This window comes from Mesorhizobium sp. CA7 (genome assembly GCF_020165015.1).
Classification (GTDB): Bacteria; Pseudomonadota; Alphaproteobacteria; order Rhizobiales; family Rhizobiaceae; genus Mesorhizobium.
The window spans coordinates 330,259-348,067 of sequence record NZ_JAIUHH010000001.1 but is presented as its reverse complement, the minus strand read 5'-3'; the positions used below and the strand labels follow the sequence as shown (position 1 = coordinate 348,067).

General features: G+C 63.2%; 13 protein-coding genes. 9 read left to right on the top strand and 4 right to left on the bottom strand.

The window, feature by feature from the left end:
• Positions 1-45 precede the first annotated feature (45 nt).
• Positions 46-1,224, top strand: a complete 1,179-nt coding sequence (locus LB552_RS01650; RefSeq protein WP_224601455.1) for a M24 family metallopeptidase — start codon at positions 46-48, stop codon at positions 1,222-1,224.
• Positions 1,225-1,318: 94 nt separating this feature from the next.
• On the opposite strand, the gene LB552_RS01645 is transcribed toward LB552_RS01650, so the two are convergent.
• Entirely contained in the window at positions 1,319-2,599 is a 1,281-nt protein-coding gene (locus LB552_RS01645; protein ID WP_224601453.1) for a M23 family metallopeptidase, read from the bottom strand.
• A gap of 298 nt (positions 2,600-2,897) precedes the next feature.
• On the opposite strand from LB552_RS01645, the gene LB552_RS01640 reads away from it, so the two are divergent.
• Both LB552_RS01640 and LB552_RS01635 read left to right on the top strand, forming a co-directional pair.
• Positions 2,898-3,899, top strand: a complete 1,002-nt coding sequence (locus tag LB552_RS01640) for a sterol desaturase family protein (RefSeq protein WP_224601451.1) — start codon at positions 2,898-2,900, stop codon at positions 3,897-3,899.
• Positions 3,896-5,032, top strand: a complete 1,137-nt coding sequence (locus tag LB552_RS01635; protein WP_224601449.1) for a GNAT family N-acetyltransferase — start codon at positions 3,896-3,898, stop codon at positions 5,030-5,032. Before LB552_RS01640 ends, LB552_RS01635 begins: the two co-directional genes overlap by 4 nt.
• 41 nt (positions 5,033-5,073) lie before the next feature.
• Here the strand turns inward: LB552_RS01635 and LB552_RS01630 are convergent, their stop codons facing one another.
• The gene (locus LB552_RS01630; RefSeq protein ID WP_140840217.1) at positions 5,074-5,541 is read right to left on the bottom strand and encodes a peroxiredoxin; all 468 of its coding nucleotides are present in this window, start codon (positions 5,539-5,541) and stop codon (positions 5,074-5,076) included.
• Between the two features lie 95 nt (positions 5,542-5,636).
• On the opposite strand from LB552_RS01630, the gene LB552_RS01625 reads away from it, so the two are divergent.
• The gene (locus LB552_RS01625) at positions 5,637-9,035 is read left to right on the top strand and encodes a DUF3971 domain-containing protein (protein ID WP_224601447.1); all 3,399 of its coding nucleotides are present in this window, start codon (positions 5,637-5,639) and stop codon (positions 9,033-9,035) included.
• A gap of 4 nt (positions 9,036-9,039) precedes the next feature.
• On the opposite strand, the gene tyrS is transcribed toward LB552_RS01625, so the two are convergent.
• A complete protein-coding gene (tyrS, locus tag LB552_RS01620; protein WP_224601446.1) occupies positions 9,040-10,293 on the bottom strand; it encodes a tyrosine--tRNA ligase in 1,254 nt (417 codons plus the stop codon).
• A gap of 289 nt (positions 10,294-10,582) precedes the next feature.
• Between tyrS and LB552_RS01615 the strand changes: the two genes are divergently transcribed.
• Positions 10,583-12,226, top strand: a complete 1,644-nt coding sequence (locus LB552_RS01615) for an ArnT family glycosyltransferase (protein ID WP_224601443.1) — start codon at positions 10,583-10,585, stop codon at positions 12,224-12,226.
• A 42-nt stretch (positions 12,227-12,268) separates the two neighbouring features.
• On the top strand, positions 12,269-13,132 hold the full coding sequence (locus LB552_RS01610) for a phosphatase PAP2 family protein (RefSeq protein ID WP_224601441.1): 864 nt from the start codon (positions 12,269-12,271) through the stop codon (positions 13,130-13,132).
• Positions 13,133-13,159: 27 nt separating this feature from the next.
• Here the strand turns inward: LB552_RS01610 and LB552_RS01605 are convergent, their stop codons facing one another.
• A complete protein-coding gene (locus LB552_RS01605) occupies positions 13,160-13,834 on the bottom strand; it encodes an alpha/beta hydrolase (protein WP_095765174.1) in 675 nt (224 codons plus the stop codon).
• Between the two features lie 267 nt (positions 13,835-14,101).
• Between LB552_RS01605 and LB552_RS01600 the strand changes: the two genes are divergently transcribed.
• The 3 genes from LB552_RS01600 to sufC all read left to right on the top strand — a co-directional run bounded on the left by LB552_RS01600 (position 14,102) and on the right by sufC (position 17,801).
• Complete coding sequence (locus tag LB552_RS01600) at positions 14,102-15,262, top strand: cysteine desulfurase family protein (protein ID WP_224601439.1); 1,161 nt, start codon at positions 14,102-14,104, stop codon at positions 15,260-15,262.
• A gap of 239 nt (positions 15,263-15,501) precedes the next feature.
• Positions 15,502-17,019: a Fe-S cluster assembly protein SufB gene (sufB, locus tag LB552_RS01595; RefSeq protein WP_224601437.1), complete on the top strand. Its 1,518-nt coding sequence runs from the start codon at positions 15,502-15,504 to the stop codon at positions 17,017-17,019.
• Between the two features lie 26 nt (positions 17,020-17,045).
• On the top strand, positions 17,046-17,801 hold the full coding sequence (gene sufC / locus LB552_RS01590; protein WP_224601435.1) for a Fe-S cluster assembly ATPase SufC: 756 nt from the start codon (positions 17,046-17,048) through the stop codon (positions 17,799-17,801).
• The last annotated feature ends 8 nt before the right edge of the window (positions 17,802-17,809 follow it).

The following is a 17,809-nucleotide window of genomic DNA, read 5'->3' as shown; positions in this document are numbered from 1 at the left end:
GACAGGGCTTCGTCCCGACCAGATCGATCCCGATGAGGAGAAAAGATGATTGAGCTGCCTTTTGCCCGCGAAGAGTACCAGCGGCGGCTCGCAAGAATCCGCGCCGAGATGGCAAAGCGCGGCATCGAGCTCTTGATCGTCAACGACGTCGCCAACCAGCACTACATCACCGGTTATGACGGCTGGTCGTTCTACACGCCCCAGGTGGTGCTCGTGCCGATCGAGGACGCCGAGCCGGTCTGGATCGGCCGCGCCATGGATGCGGCCGGCGGGTTGCTGACGGCCTGGATGAAGCCGGAAAACGTGATCGGATTTCCGGAGGACCACGTTCAGCGCGCCGATCGGCATCCCATGGACTGGATCGCGGCCTGGATTGTCGCCAAGGGATGGGGAAGCCGCAACATCGGCGTCGAGCTCGAAGCCTATTATTTTTCGCCGAAGGCACATGCGCGGCTCGTCGCCGGATTGCCCAATGCGAAATGGCACGACGCCGACCTGCTCGTGAACTGGATCCGCGCGGTGAAGTCGGCGCCGGAAATCGCCTATCTGCGCAACGCATCGAGGCTGGCCGAAGCGGCGGTCGCGCGGGCCTACGAAGTCATCGCGCCGGGCGTGCGCGAGTGCGACGCGATTGCTTCCATCCAGGCGGCGCAGATCGCCGGCAGCCAGGATTTCGCTGGCGACATCACGGCGCTGCCGCCGACGATCCTCGGCGGCGAAAACGCGTCCGCACCGCACATCATGTGGAGCGACAGGCGGTTCGGGAAGGACGAAACGATCGCGCTCGAGCTTGCCGGCGTCTGCCGTCGCTATGCGGCGGGGCTCGCCAGGACGATGCAACTCGGCAGGATGCCGACCCGCGTCGCGGATACGGCAAAGGCAGTGATCGAGGGCATGGATGCGGTGCTCGACACCGCCCGCCTGGGCACGACCGCGGAGGCGGTCGAAGCCGCCTGGCGCAAGGTCATAGAGCGTCACGGGCTGAAGAAAGAGTCGCGCATCGGCTATTCCATCGGCGTCGCCTATCCGCCGGATTGGGGCGAGCATACGATCAGCCTGAGGCCCGGCGACAAGACGGTGCTCCAGCCCGGCAATGTCGTTCATTCCATCCTGGGCATGTGGATGGATGGCTGGGGCATCGAGATCAGCGAAACCATTCTGGTAACCGATACCGGCAACGAGACGCTGACGAGATTCCCGCGGGATATCCATGTCAAAGCCTGATTGGCCGGCGCGAGCGGTGCCGCGGCCGGTATCGATGCCGGGATTGTCGATCGGATGATCGAGATCGGGCACGGCGCCGGTTTGGATCAGCCGGTCAAAGGTACTGCGCGACCTTCTTGCCAACGGTGAGGAAGCGCAGTGGGTCGACCGCCTCGCCATCGTGGCGCACTTCGTAGTGCAGGTGCGGACCCGTCGAGCGGCCGCTGCTGCCGGTCTTGCCGATGACGTCGCCGGCGGCGAGCTTTTGGCCGACACTCACATCGATCTCGCTGAGATGTCCGTAGCGTGTGGCAAAGCCGTTGCCGTGGTCGACCTCGACCATGCGGCCGTAGCCGCCGGCCCAGCCGGCTCTTGTGACGACGCCCGCGGCGGTGACCTTGGCCGGCATGCCGATCGGCGCCCTGAAATCCATTCCCGTATGCAGGGCGGCGCTGCCCAGGATCGGATCGGTGCGCACGCCGAAGGGGCTGGTCACCGTGCGACCCGGGGCGGGATTGGCGAGCGGCAGCTTGCGCGCCTCTTTCTTGACCTGGTCGAGCGCATCGAGCGCCTCGTCCAACTCCTTGACCTTGCTGTCGAAACCCGTGGAGGGATCAAGCGGAACCAGCGGGCCGCCGACATCGCTCTTGTTCAGTTCGCCGTCGACCGGCAGGCCGGCCGCTTCCAGTGCCTGCGCTATGGCGTCGGCATTCTTGTAGGCGCTGTCGGCAAGCGTGGCGATGCGCGAAAGCTGCTGGCCCTCGATGGCCTTCAACGAGGCATTGATCGAGACGAACAGCTTGTCGGCGCGATCGGCCGCCGTTTCGCCGTCAAGTGGATCGGACCGTGTCGACCAGAGCGAGAAGGGCTTTGTATCGCCGGCGTCCAAGGATGCGACGGAATAGGTCGGCGCCTGCGAAAGGCTGCCGGTGACCTCGGCGTGCTCATCGGGCTTGGGTGCCGTTGCGCCCGTTGCAGGTGCGTCACCGACCTCGTTCTCGGCGCGCTCGAGTATCGGCCCGAGCCGTCCGTGCCGCTCGCTCAGCTGGGTCTGCCTGGCCAGCAGCTCGCTGACCTTGGTCTCCATCAGCTGCTGATCGAGAAGCTGGCGGCTGGTGATGCGGTCGACCTGGGCACGAAGGGCCGAGATGCGGTCCTCATAGGCCTGCTGCATGCGCGCCTGCCTTGCCGTCGTGGCGCCGATCAGGTCGTCGCGCAGCACCAGATAGGAAGTCGCGAGCAGATAGCCGATGGCGATCGCCGCCAGAGCCGAGCCGATGAAGGCGGCGAGCCAGGGGCGGATGGTGAAATGCCTTATCTCATTTCCCCTGGCGATGATGACCGTGTGCGGTTCTTTACGCCTGCCGAAGACAGCTGACTGACCGGTTGGTTTCACGGGGACCATGCTTTCGTTACGGACCAACGACAAGCCTGATTACACATTATTAGGGTTAACAAAGGCTTGCCGTGTCGACCGCGCGGCGCCGGATGCACGCAGTACGGGCACGAGGTTGCGCGAAAATCTTCATGACGCGGACGCCATGTCGCGTTGGCGATGAGCACCAAAGTTCTGCCAAGAGCAGCCTATAGCTCGCAGAGCAAGGCTCGGGTTTCTTAACTGTCTTCGATTGCGTTTAGTTGACGTTTTTCGAGTAAAGGCGTGTTGGTATTTGGGATTCATCGTGGCGGTGGGAATGCTGGGCGATCTGGTTGGCAAGATCCTCGACAAGATTTCGGGCACCAGTCTGCTGGCGACCGGGCTTTTGCTGCTGACTGCCTTTGTCAGCGCGCTTGTGGCCTATTGGCGCGCGGTCGAGGAGAAGAGCTGGAAGGAGTTTTTCGAGTTCGCCATCCCGCGCGAGGTCATCACCCATCCTTCCGCGAAGGCCGACCTGCTGTTCTGGATCACGAAGAAGGCCCTGATGCCTTTCCTGATGCTGCCCGCCGGAATCGTCTTCGTCACGGTGGTGGGGTACGGGACCAACCGGCTGTTTTCGACACTGTTCCACTTCCAGCCGCCTCTGACCCAGGGGCCGGCAGGGCCGGTGACGGTTCTGATCTTCACCGTCAGCATGCTCCTGGCCTACGACATTTCCTATTACCTCTATCACGTCGCCCAGCATCGCTATCCGCTGCTTTGGGAACTGCACAAGGTGCATCACTCGGCCGAGGTGATGGTCGGGATCACCAAGGACCGGGTCCATCCGCTCGACGAGTTGATGAACCGAGCTTGGGACGGCATCGTCGTGGGGCTCTGCTTCGGCATCTGGTCGCTGATTTCGCTGAACCTTGTCGAACTGACCGTTTTTGGCGTCAATGTCTACGTCATGCGTAACATCCTGATGATGGATTTCGTCAGGCACACGCATTTCAAGATCTCGTTCGGCCCGCTCAACAATTTGATCCTGTGTCCTCATTGGCATCAGTTGCATCACAGCGTCGATCCGCGCCACTACGACAAGAACTTCGGGCTGCTCTTCTCGTTCTGGGACCGGCTCTTCGGAACATTGTGTGTGCCGAGGCCTGACGAGGACTTCAAGTTCGGACTGGTCGATCGCGATGTGCGCGACTATCAGTCGCTCGCAGGCCTTTACGTCATGCCGCTGAGGCGGATGTGGGGACATATTGCCAGGCGCATCCGGCCCGGAAAGCCACGGTCACGCACCTCGCGAGCCTCGGAGGGGACACGGCCGTGAACGCTCCCGTTGTTCTCGCAATCCCGCGGACACGCACCTTCGAAGTCGTGACAACGGCGGCGCGTCTTGCCGAGATCGCACCGGCCTGGAGCGCGCTCTGGCAGCGGGCTGGCGGGCTTGTCTTCCAGCACCCGGATTGGATCGCGGCCTGGTGGCGCACCACCCCGCAGCAGGAGCGGCGCGCGCTCAGGATTGGGCTTGCCTGGAACGGCGCCCGGCTCGATGGCGTGATAGCGCTCGCGACCTTCAGGCGTTCCGGCATCCGCGTACTCGAATGGGCGGCGAAGGATCACAGTGACTATGGCGACGCGCTGGTTGCACCTGACAGCGACCCGCGGGCGATCTTCCGCCTCTGGCAGTATGTTTTTGACCAGGGTGGCTTCGACCTGATCTATCTCAACCGTCTGCTACCGGATGCCGGTGTTCATGCCCTGCTGGAACCGGCTCATGGCAAGGCGCTTCGGCCCAACCACCGCACTGAACTTAGCTATCGTGTCGCTGGCTCCTGGCAGGATGGGGCGGAATGGTTCGAGACGTTGTCCAAGAAGGGCCGGCAGAATTATCGTCGCGGCCGCAAGTTCATGGAAGAAAGCGGTGCATTGCGTTTCCGGCTGCTGGATGCGGAGGACCCGCGCGAACCAGTGCTCGAGCGCGTCGCGACGCTGAAGCGCCTCTGGCTCGCTCGCCATGGTCGCGCCTCGGATCTGTTCGACAAGGGCTCGCCGGTTCTCGCCGCGCTTATTTCGGTGCTGGCCGACCTCGGGCTGTTGCGCATCTTCGTGCTGGAGCTTGACGACACGATCGTCGCCGTCTCGATCAATTTCGAGCAGCACGGCACGATGATGGCTTTCGTCACCACCTATGATCCCGAATACGAGCGCGCCTCGCCGGGTATGGTACTGATGATGGACTATATCCAATGGTCGTTCGACCGCGGCCTTGCCACGATTGATTTTCTCTGCGGCGGCGAGGATTTCAAGCGGCGCTTTGCCACGCAATCAGTCACGCTGTCGTCCATGATGGGCGCGCGCGGCTTGCGTGGCCATCTTGCCGCGCTGGCCGATCAGGTGAGCCATCGTTCGAAATCCTGGAGGACGCGGCGGCAGCCGAAGCCTGAGGCATCTGACGAGTAACGACCATAATTGTCGATTGCTTTGGCGGGCTTTGGCGACGCTCAGAGCGCGCGAACGGCTTCCAGCACGGCCTCGGCATGGCCCTTGACGCGAACCTTGCGCCAGATACGGGCGATCCGCCCGTCCTTCCCGATCAGGAAGGTGGCGCGCTCGACACCCATATATTTGCGCCCATACATCGTCTTTTCGACCCACAAACGGTAGGCCTCGATCACTTTGCGCTCCTCGTCAGCGATGAGATCGACCGTGAGATCGTGCTTCGCCTTGAATTTGTCGTGTTTCTTCGCGCTATCAGGCGACAGCCCGATCACCACGGCACCGGCCTTCTCGAACTCCGGCTTCAACTGCGAGAAGCTGATGGCCTCGGCGGTGCAGCTTGTGGTGTCGTCTTGCGGATAGAAGTAAAGTACAACTGGCTTGCCCAGGAACGCCGCGAGGCTGAGAGAGCCGCCGCCGTCACGCGGAAGATCGAATTGCGGCGCTGCGTCGCCCACCTCGAGGTCAGCCATATCGATGCCCTTGTTTGCGGTTACGCGCGGGAAATCATCGATATAACGTGAGGCGGGGATTCGTCCACGACGAGTTCGTCACAACGGAATATTGCTTGGATCAGGAAGAACCGCAGCACGAGAAGATCAGGTTCAGGCGTGACGAGATCACCGACCTGGCGAGGCTTCCGTCCGCGTGCAGCGTGCCGCCGCTCGGCCGGGCAGCCGTGCGGCGGCGTTTCCGCGTCCTCGGCCGGGTGTTTGCCGGGTTTTGCGCGCTCATGCTTCTGGCGGCGGCGGGTGTCTATGTCCTCGGCGCCTCCGGCATCGGCACGGAGCGCCTGCGGACTGAGGCGGAGACAGCCATCGAGAAGCTGGCCGGCATCGATGTCAACGTCGCCGTCGGCCCGGCTCGGCTGACGCTCGACGGGTCGAGCTTCGTCGCCCTGCAGGTGAACGATGTCAGCCTGAAAACGGCCGACGGCAAGCCGATGGCCGATATCGGACGCGTACGTTTCGGCATGCGCCTTCTGCCGCTGCTTTCGGGCGACGTCCGGCTGACGAGCGCCAGATTTTCCGATGCCCATATCGTGGTGGGGGCCATGCCCTCCGGAGGCAGCGACTGGACGGCGGCGCTGCGCAACGCGGATGGCCTTGTCGACCCGGAGAAAGTGTCGGCGGCGGTGTTTTCAGGCGTCAACGGCGCGCTTGATGCCGTGCGCGAGGACTCGATGCGACAGATCGATCTGCGCAATGTCGAGTTCAAGCTGCCGGACGCCGGACCGGTCAAGCGCGTGACCATCGCCTCGGCGACCGTCGCGCAGACAGGCGCGGGACGCATGCAGGTTTCCTACGATGCCGATGTCGATGGCCGGCACGCGACTTTGACCGCCTCGGCGACGCGCGATGCGACGGCAAGGCGCATTTCGTCGCTGGACGCCAATCTCGAGATAGAAGGCGCCCCCGGCAAGGGCAGTTCGACCGAGGCCGCCCCGGCCGATGGCGCCAAGCTGGGTTCGATCGCATTGAAGCTTTCGGGCTCGGAAGCGTCGGGCGACAACCCGTCGCGCCTCGCGGCTTCGCTCTCCCTCAACGGTTCGGTGCTCGACCTGGGCGAGCGCGGGCTGCTGCCGACCAATGTCGAAGCCGATGCCACGCTGGTGGCCGGTTCAAACAAGATCTCGGTCGACCGGCTGCTGATCAGGAGCAGCCGCTCCAGCTTCAACTTTGCCGGATCGATCGGGCCGAAGCCGGCAGCTGCGGGGGAGGAGCCCGCCTACCGCTATGATCTCACCAGCGACGGCTCGACGCTGGCGCCTTCGGAATCGCAGGAACCGGCGCTTCAGTTCCTGGCCCGTATCGCCGGTGTCTACCAGCCGAAGAGCCGCAAGCTCGTTGCCGAGCAGATCGGCGTGCGCTCCGGCGGACCGGGCGAGGTACTGGGCGCGGCCACCGTCGCCTTCATCGACCACGGCCCGCCAGGGGTATCGCTGTCGCTCAACGTGCATGACATGCCAGTCTCGCATGTCAAGCAATTGTGGCCGTGGTTCTCGGCCCGCAACGCGCGGCTTTGGGTGCTGGGCAACTTGTTCGGCGGCACGGTGACCGACGCCAATCTGCAGTTCCAGGTCGCGCCGGGGCGCCTCGGCAACGGCGTGCCGCTTACCGGCGATGAAGTATTCGGCCGTTTCCAGATCGAAGGATCGCGCTTCGATACCGCCGGGCGCATCCCGCCGGTCCGCGACGCCGTCGGCGCGGTTGCGTTCCATGGTAACGATGTCGATATCGCGCTCTCCTCGGGCAGCGTCTATATGCCGAGCGGCCGCACCGTGGCGGCAAGCGGCGGCACGCTGACGGTCAAGAATGCAAACCGACCGATTGTGATCGGGGGGCTCGACATCGACGTGGCGGGCGAGGCGCCGGCGATCGCCGAACTGGCCTCCTATGAGCCGATCAATGCCATGCGCCATGTCGGACTGGCACCGGAAGACCTGTCCGGCACCGTCACCGGCCATGTCAGAGCGGACATTCCGCTGACCAAGGGCATGGACACCTCGAAGCTAGATTGGCTGGTTTCGCTCGATTATCGGGACCTGTCGCTGGCGAAGCCTTTCGAGGACCAGACCGTGACCGACGCCGATGGCTCGATCACCGTCGGGCCAAAGCAGGCGGTGATTTCCGCCGAGGCCAAGCTCAACGGCATTCCGGCCGACCTCGATCTCGTCGAGCCGCTCGCCGACGACGGGCCGGCGCGAAGCCGCAAGGTTACGCTGGTCCTCGACGACAAGACGCGCAACGCCAGCATGCCTGGACTGTCGGCCCTGCTGTCGGGAACCATCAAGGTGGCGATCGACAAGAGCGGCGAGGGCGCCCAGCAGGTTTCGGCGGACCTGACCAATGCCAGGCTCGACATTCCGTGGGCGGGCTGGAGCAAGGGCGCCGGCATTCCCGCCAAGGTCGCTTTCGACATGGCGAAGTCCGGCAGCACCACCACATTGACCGATTTCGCTCTCGACGGAAAAAGCTTCTCGATCGACGGCAATGTGACGCTGGTCAACGGCTCGCTGTCCGCGGCCCGCTTCAGCAAAGTCGCGTTGAACAGAGGCGACGACATCGCCGTTTCGGTCAAGCGTTCAGGCAAGAGCTACGCTGTCGATGTCAGCGGCGCGTCGCTCGACGCCCGCTCGCTGATCAAACAGTTCACCTCGGATGTCGATACAGCCACGAAGGGCGCCGGCAGCGACGCGATCTCGGTGAGCGCCGATGTGACATCGCTGACCGGTTTTCATGACGAGGTGCTCTCCAACCTCAAGCTCGAATACAGCGCCGCCGGATCGCGGGTGAATGGGCTAAACGTCACCGCCGCGGCAAGCTCGGGCGCCGCGATCACGATCAACAACACCACCGGCGAAGGCGGCCGCGTGCTCAGGGTGAAGTCTGCCGATGCCGGCGCGATCCTGCGTTTCCTCAATGTCTACGAGCATATGGAAGGCGGCGCGATCACGCTGTCGCTCTCGGGCGCCGGCGACGGGCCGATGAAGGGACAGGTGGATGCCCGCAACTTCTATGTCGTCAACGAGCCCAAGCTGGCCTCGATCGTGTCGACGACGCCGGCTGGCGATACACGCAGCCTGAACCAAGCCGTCAAAAGCAACATCGACACGTCCAGGGTGCAGTTCGAGCGTGGCTTTGCCGAGATCGACAAGGGCTCCGGCTATCTGAAACTGGCGAACGGCCTGCTGCGCGGCCCGCGCATCGGTACGACCTTCCAGGGCACGCTTTACGATCCAAACAACAACATGGACATGACCGGCACCTTCATGCCGGTCTACGGGCTCAACCGCATTTTCGGCGAACTGCCGCTGTTCGGGCCGCTGCTCGGCAACGGGCGCGACCGCGGACTGATCGGCGTCACCTACCGGCTGCGCGGCAACGCCAACAAGCCGACGCTCAACATCAATCCGCTATCGGTGGTGGCGCCGGGCATATTCCGCTCGATCTTCGAGTACAGGTGAGCGTTCAAGGCAAGCGAAGCAGCACGTGCTTTTTCCGTCCTACGGAAAGTTTGATTATTCCGTTGGACGTGAGATCGTTGAGCCCAACAATTCGCTTGTCATCCGTCACCAGCGTATCGTTTAGCTTAACTGCGCCCCCTTGAATGTGCCTTCGAGCATCTCCGTTCGAGCTAGCAAGGCCGGCGCTTACGAGTGAGACAAGGATACCCAAACCAGCCTCCAGATCCGCACGCCCAACGTATATTGTAGGAAGCTTTTCGGAGATCTCACCTTCCTCGAACGTCTTGCGGGCAGTCTCGGCTGCTTGCTCCGCCGCCGGACGACCGTGCAAAAGCATGCAGACCTCGGTCGCTAGCCGTTTTTTCGCTTCGTTGATTTCGGAGCCAGCAAGTCTTTCAAGACGCACGATCTCATCCAAAGGCAGAGTCGTATAGAGCCTCAGGAAGCGCCCGACATCGGCGTCCTCCGTGTTGCGCCAGTACTGCCAGAATTCGTAAGGCGAGAGCATGTCGCCATCGAGCCAGACCGCGCCCGAGGCGGACTTGCCCATCTTGGCGCCGGACGAGGTGGTGAGCAGCGGCGTGGTCATGGCGAAGAGCTGCACGCCCTCCATGCGGTGGCCGAGATCGATGCCGTTGACGATGTTGCCCCACTGGTCCGAACCGCCCATCTGCAGCCGGCAGCCGACGCGTTTGTAGAGCTCGACGAAGTCGTAGGCCTGCAGGATCATATAGTTGAATTCGAGGAAGGACAGCGACTGTTCGCGATCGAGTCTCAGCTTCACGCTATCGAAGGCAAGCATGCGGTTGACGGAGAAATGCCGGCCGACATCGCGCAGGAAATTGACGTAGTTGATCTGCATCAGCCAGTCGGCGTTGTTGACCATGACCGCGTCGCCCGGCCCGCTGCCGAATTTCAGGTAAGGCGCGAAATTGCGGCGGATGCCGACAAGATTGTCCTCGATGTCCTTAGGAGTGAGCAGCTTGCGCGCCTCGTCCTTGAAGGAAGGGTCGCCGATCATCGACGTGCCGCCGCCCATCAGCGCGATCGGCCGATGACCGGTCTGCTGCAACCAATGCAGCATCATGATCTGGATCAGCGATCCGGCATGCAGGCTCTTGGCGGTGGCGTCGAAACCGATATAGGCGCTGACCGTTTCCTTGGCGAAAAGCTGGTCGAGGGCGGATTCATCCGAAATCTGATGGATGAAGCCGCGCTCGCTCATGATGCGCAGGAAATCGGATTTGAAGGCGGACATTTTTTCTTCCTGGAGGTCGCCGGGCGCTTGGCCATGCTTGATATGAAGGCGCGCGTTTAGCATCCAAGCGCGATCAGTAAAAGTGGTTTCCGGTTTTGCGTCCGATCGCGCTTCAACCAACAGACACGCGATCAGCAAAAGTGGTTTCCGGTTTTGCTTGGAATCGCATACGGCGCGGCGCGTCCTTGCTTCGCCCTTTTTGCTGGCGTAATGAGGCGCCGCGCAAAGACACGGCGCCATGCACCGCGACGGGGCCATCCCGCAGTTTCAGATCGGAAAAGCTCCCGCGATGAACAGGAACACCCTCATCCTCTTTCTGTTCAGCATCGTCATGACCGTCAGCGGGCTGGCAAGCCTGCCGCCGGTCGACCGCGATGAATCCCGTTTCGTCCAGTCGACCAAGCAGATGGTCGAGACCGGCGACTATGTCGATATCCGCCTGCAGGATGTCACGCGCTACAAGAAGCCGATCGGCATCTACTGGCTGCAGTCGGCCGCCGTGGCGTTGAGCGGCGAGGGGGCTGCGGCGCCGATCTGGGTCTATCGCCTGGTCTCGATGCTGGGCCTCGCGCTCGCGGTCGTCGGCATCGGCTGGACCGGGACGAAACTCTTCGGCGCCAGTGCCGGGCTGGCCGCCGGCCTGATGATGGCGGCGATCTTCGCCACCGCCTTCGAGGGGCGCGACGCCAAGACCGATGCCATGCTTCTCGCCTGCTGCGTGATAGCGCAAGGCGCGCTGGCGCAGGTCTATTGGGCTTCGAAGCGCAACGAACCGGTTCCCGGGCATCTGCCGTGGATCTTCTGGATCGCGCAAGGCTTCGGCATCCTCATCAAGGGCCCGGTTTCACCGCTTTTGTCGCTGCTGACCGCCGCTGCCCTCTTTGCCTTCGACCGCGACTGGCGCTGGCTCCTCAAGATGAAGCTGGTGCGCGGCGTCCTGATCGTGCTGGCGATCGTGCTGCCGTGGCTGATCCTCATCACCTGGAAGAGCGGCGGGGCCTTCTTCCAGGAAGCGGTCGGCAAGGACATGCTGAACAAGGTGGCGCAGGGCGAGGAATCGCACGGCCTGCCGCCCGGCTTCTACATGCTGACTTATTCGCTGTTCATGTGGCCCTTCGGGCTGATCGCGGTCGGCGCCGGGCTCCAGGCTATCAACCGTCTTTGGGACGATCCGCGCCTGCGCTTCTGCCTGGCCTGGTACATCCCGTTCTGGCTGGTGTTCGAGGCGATCCCGACCAAGCTGCCGCATTATGTGATGCCGGCCTATCCGGGCATGGCGCTTCTGGTCGGCTGGCTGCTCACCTTGCCGGCGGACGAGGCCAACGCGCCACTGAAGCGCTGGCAGACATGGCTGTGGTGGGCGACGGCTTTCGGCCTTGCCGTGGTGGCGATCGGCCTTGCCGTGGTCTGCGTCGGCGCGCCGCTTTACCTCGCCAAGACCTTCTCCTGGTGGAGCATACCGGCGACGATCGCCGCTCTGGTCACCGGCTATCTTGCCTTCCCCAGGCAGTTGCAGGTGCCGCTGCCGCGGATCGCGGCCATCGCCGTCGGCGCCGGCATCACCTTCAGCTTGCTGTTCGGCGTGATCGCGCCGTCGCTGAAACCGATCTGGCTGAGCCCCGCCGTCAAGGCCGCTGTCGACGCCAACCGCCCTTGCGACACCACGGTGCTTGCCTCGGCGAAGTTCCAGGAGCCAAGCCTGGTCTTCCTGGTCGGCACCAAGACCGTGCTGACCGACATCGAGGGCGTGGGGCAACATCTGCTCGCCGATCCATCCTGCGCGCTTGGGCTGGCGCCGATCAAGGACGAGCAGAAGCTTACCGACGTGCTGACCGCTCAGGGCAAGTCGGCAACGCGACTGACCGAGATCGACGGCATCAACTATTCGTCGGGAGACAAGCTGTCGCTCGGGCTTTACCGGGTGGCGCCGTGATGAATAGCGTCGGGCATCGAATGTCCCTATAAGCGCCCAGCCATGTCCGACGCGCCGCCCCTTGCCCTCTACCGCCGCTCGCTCGGCAATTTCCGCGACACGATGTCGATCGTGAGGCGACGCTTTGCCGTGCGGCCGGCGCGCTATCCGAGAATTCTGTGGAGCGTCTGGCTCATAGCCTGGATATTGCTCACTGTTGCGACTTTCCTGCGCCTCGATATCAGCGCGGGCGAGATGCGCGGCCAATGGTCCTCCGGATTTGCGCGCTTCACCGATTTCTTCACGCAATTCGGCCTCGGCGGCTGGTATCTCATTCCAGCGGCGCTCTGCCTTGTTGCCGCCAATCTGACGGATTGGCGCGGCCTGTCCCGGCATGGCCGGATGATCGTCTACAACTGGACGTGTTTCGCGTTCCTGGTGCTATGTGCCGTCGGCCTGTCCGGTCTTGCGGTCAACGTGCTGAAATACGGAATCGGCCGCGCCCGGCCGCTTTATTTCGACAGCTTCGGCGTCCTGTCGCTGCATCCTTTCGCCATGGACGCGCGCTTTGCCGGTTTCCCGTCCGGCCATGCCACGACGATGGGCGCCGTCTTCGGCATCCTGCTGCTGTTGTTCCCGCGGCGCTGGTATATCGCGCTGGCGGTCACGGCCTGCATCGCTTCGACACGCATCTTCGTCGGCGCTCATTATCCCAGCGACACGGTCGCGGGCTTCGGGCTCGGGCTGGCGTTCGCGGTGCTATCGGGGCTGGTGTTTGCCCGGCTCGGCTTCATCTTCGGCCAGACCGGTTCGAAGCTGCCGGTGCGCAAGCGGACGTTCCGACTAGGACCGTTCCGCGCGCCGAGAGGCAGAATTTCGACGGCCGATCCGGTCGAGGCCGCCGTCGACCGAATTCAGACCCCTTAAGGCGCCTGGAGTGACGGCCCTCCGCGCTTAGCGCAGCCGCTTCGGTCTCGGATCGGCCAGCTCGCCCGCCAGGCGACGGTCGAGATAGTCGGCGCACTCCTGGATCAGCAGCTCGGAATCGTTGGCGAAGAAATGGTTGGCGCCTGGGATCGTCTTCTGCGTGATGGTGATGCCCTTTTGCGTGTGCAGCTTGTCGACCAGGCCCTGCACATCCTTCGGCGGCGCCACCTTATCGGCATCGCCATGGATGATGAGGCCGGACGACGGACAGGGCGCCAGGAACGAGAAGTCGTAGGTGTTGGGCTGCGGCGCGACCGAAATAAAACCCTCGATCTCGGGCCGGCGCATCAGGAGCTGCATGCCGATCCATGCGCCGAAGGAATAGCCGGCGACCCAGCAGCTCTTCGAATCCGGATGCAGCGACTGCACCCAGTCGAGCGCGGCGGCCGCGTCCGACAATTCGCCGGTGCCATGGTCGAATTCGCCCTGGCTGCGGCCGATGCCGCGGAAATTGAAACGCAGCGTGGTGAAATCGCGCTTCTGGAACATGTAGAAGAGGTCGTAGACGATTTTGTTGTTCATCGTGCCGCCGAATTGCGGGTGCGGATGCAGCACGATGGCGATCGGGGCGCTCTTTTCCTTCGAGGGCTGATAACGTCCCTCCAGGCGACCAGCCGGACCGGCGAAAATGACCTCAGGCATAAAATACTCCACATGGCATATGAATGCGCTCGCCCGGAACTTTCCTGATCCCGGCTCACTCGCGGCCCCACATCTTCTGTGGCCTTGACGCCGGGCGAGCGTGTTCCTAGAAGCTAGTTTAGAATTGTTCAAAACTGGGAGGCCGAAACCCGATGGTCCGGCCGCCCGCGCCGCAAGCCGGGTAAATAGGACGGCTTGCCTTGCAATTTCAAGGAAATAACGCGCTATCCTCGCGGGATAGTCGGCGGAAGGACGAACTGAGCGAAAATGGCCGCAATCCGCGCCTATCTCGACTACAACGCCAGCGCGCCGCTCATTGCGGAAGCGCGGGCAGCGATGGTCGCCGCGCTCGATGCCGCCAACCCGTCATCGGTCCACACGGAAGGGCGCGCCTCGCGCCGGCTGGTCGAGGACGCGCGCCGAGACGTGGCGCGGCTGGCCAACGCCAAGCCCGAGCATATCGTCTTCACGTCCGGCGCCACCGAAGCCGCCTCGACGCTGCTTACGCCCGACTGGCAGATGGGACGCGGATCGATCCGCATGAGCCATCTCTTCGTCTCCGAAGCCGACCATCCCTGCATACTGAATGGTGGACGCTTCGCGCCGGCGCAGGTGACGAAGATCGGCGTCGATCCGAACGGCATTGCCGATCTCGAGGCGTTGGCCGCCGCGCTCGGCGCGCATGACAAGGCCGCTGGCCTGCCGCTGGTGGCGATCCACGCCGCCAACAACGAGACCGGCGTTATCCAGCCGATCGGGCGCATCGGCGAGATCGTCAAGGCTGCCGGCGGGGTGCTGGTCGTCGACGCCGTGCAGGCTGCCGGGCGGATTCCGCTCGATATGTCAATTCCTTATGCCGATTATCTGATCCTGTCCTCGCACAAGATCGGCGGCCCGAAGGGCGTCGGCGCGATCGTGGCCGCATCCGACCTGATGATGCCGCGCCCGCTGATCAATGGCGGCGGCCAGGAGAAGAGCCACCGCGCCGGCACGGAAAACGTCGCCGGGATCACCGGTTTCGGCGCTGCGGCGCGTGCCGCGCTGGCCGGTCTCGCCGACATGGACGCCATCGCGAGCCGGCGCGACGAGGTCGAGGCGATCGTGCGCGACCTCGCGCCGGACGCGGAAATCTTCGGAAATGGCGCTCTCAGGCTTGCCAACACGACATTCTTCTCTATTCCCGGCGTCAAGGCCGAAACGGCGCAGATCGCTTTCGATCTCGCCGGCGTCGCGCTGTCTGCGGGTTCAGCCTGCTCGTCGGGAAAGGTCGGGCCAAGCCATGTGCTCAAGGCGATGTGCCATGGCGACAGCCTGGGCGCGCTGCGGGTCTCGATCGGTCGGGCCACCGGCACCGAGGATATCGCGGCGTTTCGGGCGGCACTGGCCGGCATCGTCGCCCGCCGCGCGGGCAAGGAAGAAGCCGCCTGACGCGGCTAAGCATCGGAGCGGGAACCAGCTTGCGGTTCCCTGATTTCCGCTGCTCGAAAACGAATTCAGGCTTTAGGGCCTGGTAGAGCCGTGCGTTTTGTCCTGGCCGGGTGAATTTCCGGCGGACACGCACTATATGAAACTTACTCCGCCGCGAGTCCCTCCCTGGGACGCGATTTCGGCGGTGCCATAGTTTGAAAACTGCCGGGCCTTGACCCCGGCGTGGATGGAGAACGCTTATGCCTGCTGTGCAGGAGACGATCGATCGGGTTCGAAAGATCGACGTCGACCAGTATAAATATGGATTCCAGACAGAGATCGAGATGGACAAGGCCCCCAAGGGCCTTAGCGAAGACATCATTCGCTTCATCTCGGCAAAGAAGGATGAGCCGGACTGGATGCTGGAATGGCGTCTGGGGGCGTATCGCCGCTGGCTGACGCTGGAAGAGCCGACCTGGGCGCGCGTCCACTATCCGAAGATCGACTTCCAGGACATCCACTACTACGCCGCGCCGAAGAGCACGCCGGGGCCGAAGTCGCTGAGCGACGTCGACCCCGAACTGCTCAAGGTCTATGAGAAGCTCGGCATTCCGCTCAAGGAGCAGGAAATCCTGGCCGGCGTGCAGAAGACCGATGCCTCGGAGCTCGAGGAAGCCAGCGACAACGTCTACAAATCGGGCCGCGTCGCGGTCGATGCCGTGTTCGATTCCGTTTCGGTGGTCACCACCTTCAAGAAGGAACTGGCGCAGGCGGGCGTCATCTTCTGCTCGATATCGGAAGCGATCCGCGAGCATCCGGAGCTGGTGAAGAAATATCTCGGCTCGGTCGTGCCGACCTCCGATAATTTCTACGCGACGCTGAATTCGGCAGTGTTCACCGACGGCTCGTTCGTCTTCGTGCCCAAGGGCGTTCGCTGCCCGATGGAGCTGTCGACCTATTTCCGCATCAACGAGAAGAACACCGGCCAGTTCGAGCGCACGCTGATCATCGCCGAGGAGGGGGCTTACGTCTCGTATCTCGAGGGCTGCACGGCGCCGCAGCGCGACGAGAACCAGCTGCACGCCGCGGTGGTCGAGCTGATCGCGCTCGACGATGCCGAGATCAAATATTCGACGGTGCAGAACTGGTACCCCGGCGACGCCGAGGGCAAGGGCGGCATCTACAATTTCGTCACCAAGCGCGGCGATTGCCGCGGCGATCGCTCGAAGATCTCGTGGACGCAGGTCGAGACCGGTTCGGCGATCACCTGGAAATATCCGAGCTGCATCCTGCGCGGCGACGATTCCAGCGGCGAATTCTATTCGATCGCAGTGTCGAACGGTTACCAGCAGGTCGATAGCGGCACCAAGATGATCCATCTCGGCAAGAACACGTCGAGCCGCATCATATCCAAGGGCATCGCCGCCGGCTTCTCGCAGAATACCTATCGCGGCCAGGTCTCGGCGCATCGCAAGGCGACCAACGCGCGCAACTTCACCAATTGCGATTCGCTGCTGATCGGCGACCAGTGCGGCGCGCACACCGTGCCTTACATGGAAGCCAAGAATTCGACGGCACAGTTCGAGCACGAGGCGACGACCTCGAAGATCTCCGAGGACCAGAAGTTCTACGTCATGCAGCGCGGCATCCCCGAGGAAGAGGCGATCGCGCTGATCGTCAACGGCTTCGTCAAGGACGTCATCCAGCAGCTGCCGATGGAGTTCGCCGTCGAGGCGCAGAAGCTGATCGGAATCAGCCTAGAGGGTTCGGTCGGCTGACCGCAAAAGACATTCAGGAAGAAATCATGCTTGAGATCAAGAATTTGCACGCCCGCATCGTCGATGACGGCACCGAGATCATCCGCGGGCTGAATCTCTCGGTGAAAGCCGGCGAGGTCGCCGCCATCATGGGGCCGAACGGCTCGGGCAAGTCGACGCTGTCCTATATTCTCGCCGGCCGCGAGGACTACGAGGTCACAGAAGGCGACATCCTCTACAACGGCCAGTCGATCCTCGAAATGGATCCGGCCGAGCGCGCTACCGCCGGCATCTTCCTCGCCTTCCAGTATCCGATGGAGATACCGGGCGTGGCGACCATGGAATTCCTGAAAGTGGCGATGAACGAGCAGCGCAAGGCGCGCGGCGAGGAGCCGTTGAAGATCCCGGAATTCCTGAAGCGCGTGAAGGACGCCGCCGCCTCGCTCAGCATGGATATGAACATGTTGAAGCGGCCGCTCAATGTCGGCTTCTCGGGCGGCGAGAAGAAGCGCGCCGAGATCCTGCAGATGAAGCTGCTCGAGCCAAAACTCTGCGTGCTCGACGAGACCGATTCCGGCCTCGACATCGACGCGCTGAAGATCGTCTCGGACGGCGTCAACGCGCTGCGTTCGCCGGACCGGGCCATCGTCGTCATCACCCACTACCAGCGCCTGCTCGAGCACATCGTGCCTGATACGGTGCACGTGCTCTACAGGGGCCAGGTCATCAAGTCGGGCGACAAGTCGCTGGCGCTCGATCTCGAGGCCAATGGCTATGCCGGCGTGATCGGGCAAGCCGCGTGACATGGGAG

Excerpts from the sequence above, each read along its gene's own strand:
- LB552_RS01640 (WP_224601451.1), top strand. The coding sequence starts at position 2,898 with ATGCTGGGCGATCTGGTTGGCAAGATCCTCGACAAGATTTCGGGCACC.
- sufB (WP_224601437.1), top strand. The coding sequence starts at position 15,502 with ATGCCTGCTGTGCAGGAGACGATCGATCGGGTTCGAAAGATCGACGTC.
- LB552_RS01615 (WP_224601443.1), top strand. The coding sequence starts at position 10,583 with ATGAACAGGAACACCCTCATCCTCTTTCTGTTCAGCATCGTCATGACC.
- tyrS (WP_224601446.1), bottom strand. The coding sequence starts at position 10,293 with ATGTCCGCCTTCAAATCCGATTTCCTGCGCATCATGAGCGAGCGCGGC.
- LB552_RS01605 (WP_095765174.1), bottom strand. The coding sequence starts at position 13,834 with ATGCCTGAGGTCATTTTCGCCGGTCCGGCTGGTCGCCTGGAGGGACGT.
- LB552_RS01610 (WP_224601441.1), top strand. The coding sequence starts at position 12,269 with ATGTCCGACGCGCCGCCCCTTGCCCTCTACCGCCGCTCGCTCGGCAAT.
- sufC (WP_224601435.1), top strand. The coding sequence starts at position 17,046 with ATGCTTGAGATCAAGAATTTGCACGCCCGCATCGTCGATGACGGCACC.
- LB552_RS01650 (WP_224601455.1), top strand. The coding sequence starts at position 46 with ATGATTGAGCTGCCTTTTGCCCGCGAAGAGTACCAGCGGCGGCTCGCA.
- LB552_RS01600 (WP_224601439.1), top strand. The coding sequence starts at position 14,102 with ATGGCCGCAATCCGCGCCTATCTCGACTACAACGCCAGCGCGCCGCTC.
- LB552_RS01630 (WP_140840217.1), bottom strand. The coding sequence starts at position 5,541 with ATGGCTGACCTCGAGGTGGGCGACGCAGCGCCGCAATTCGATCTTCCG.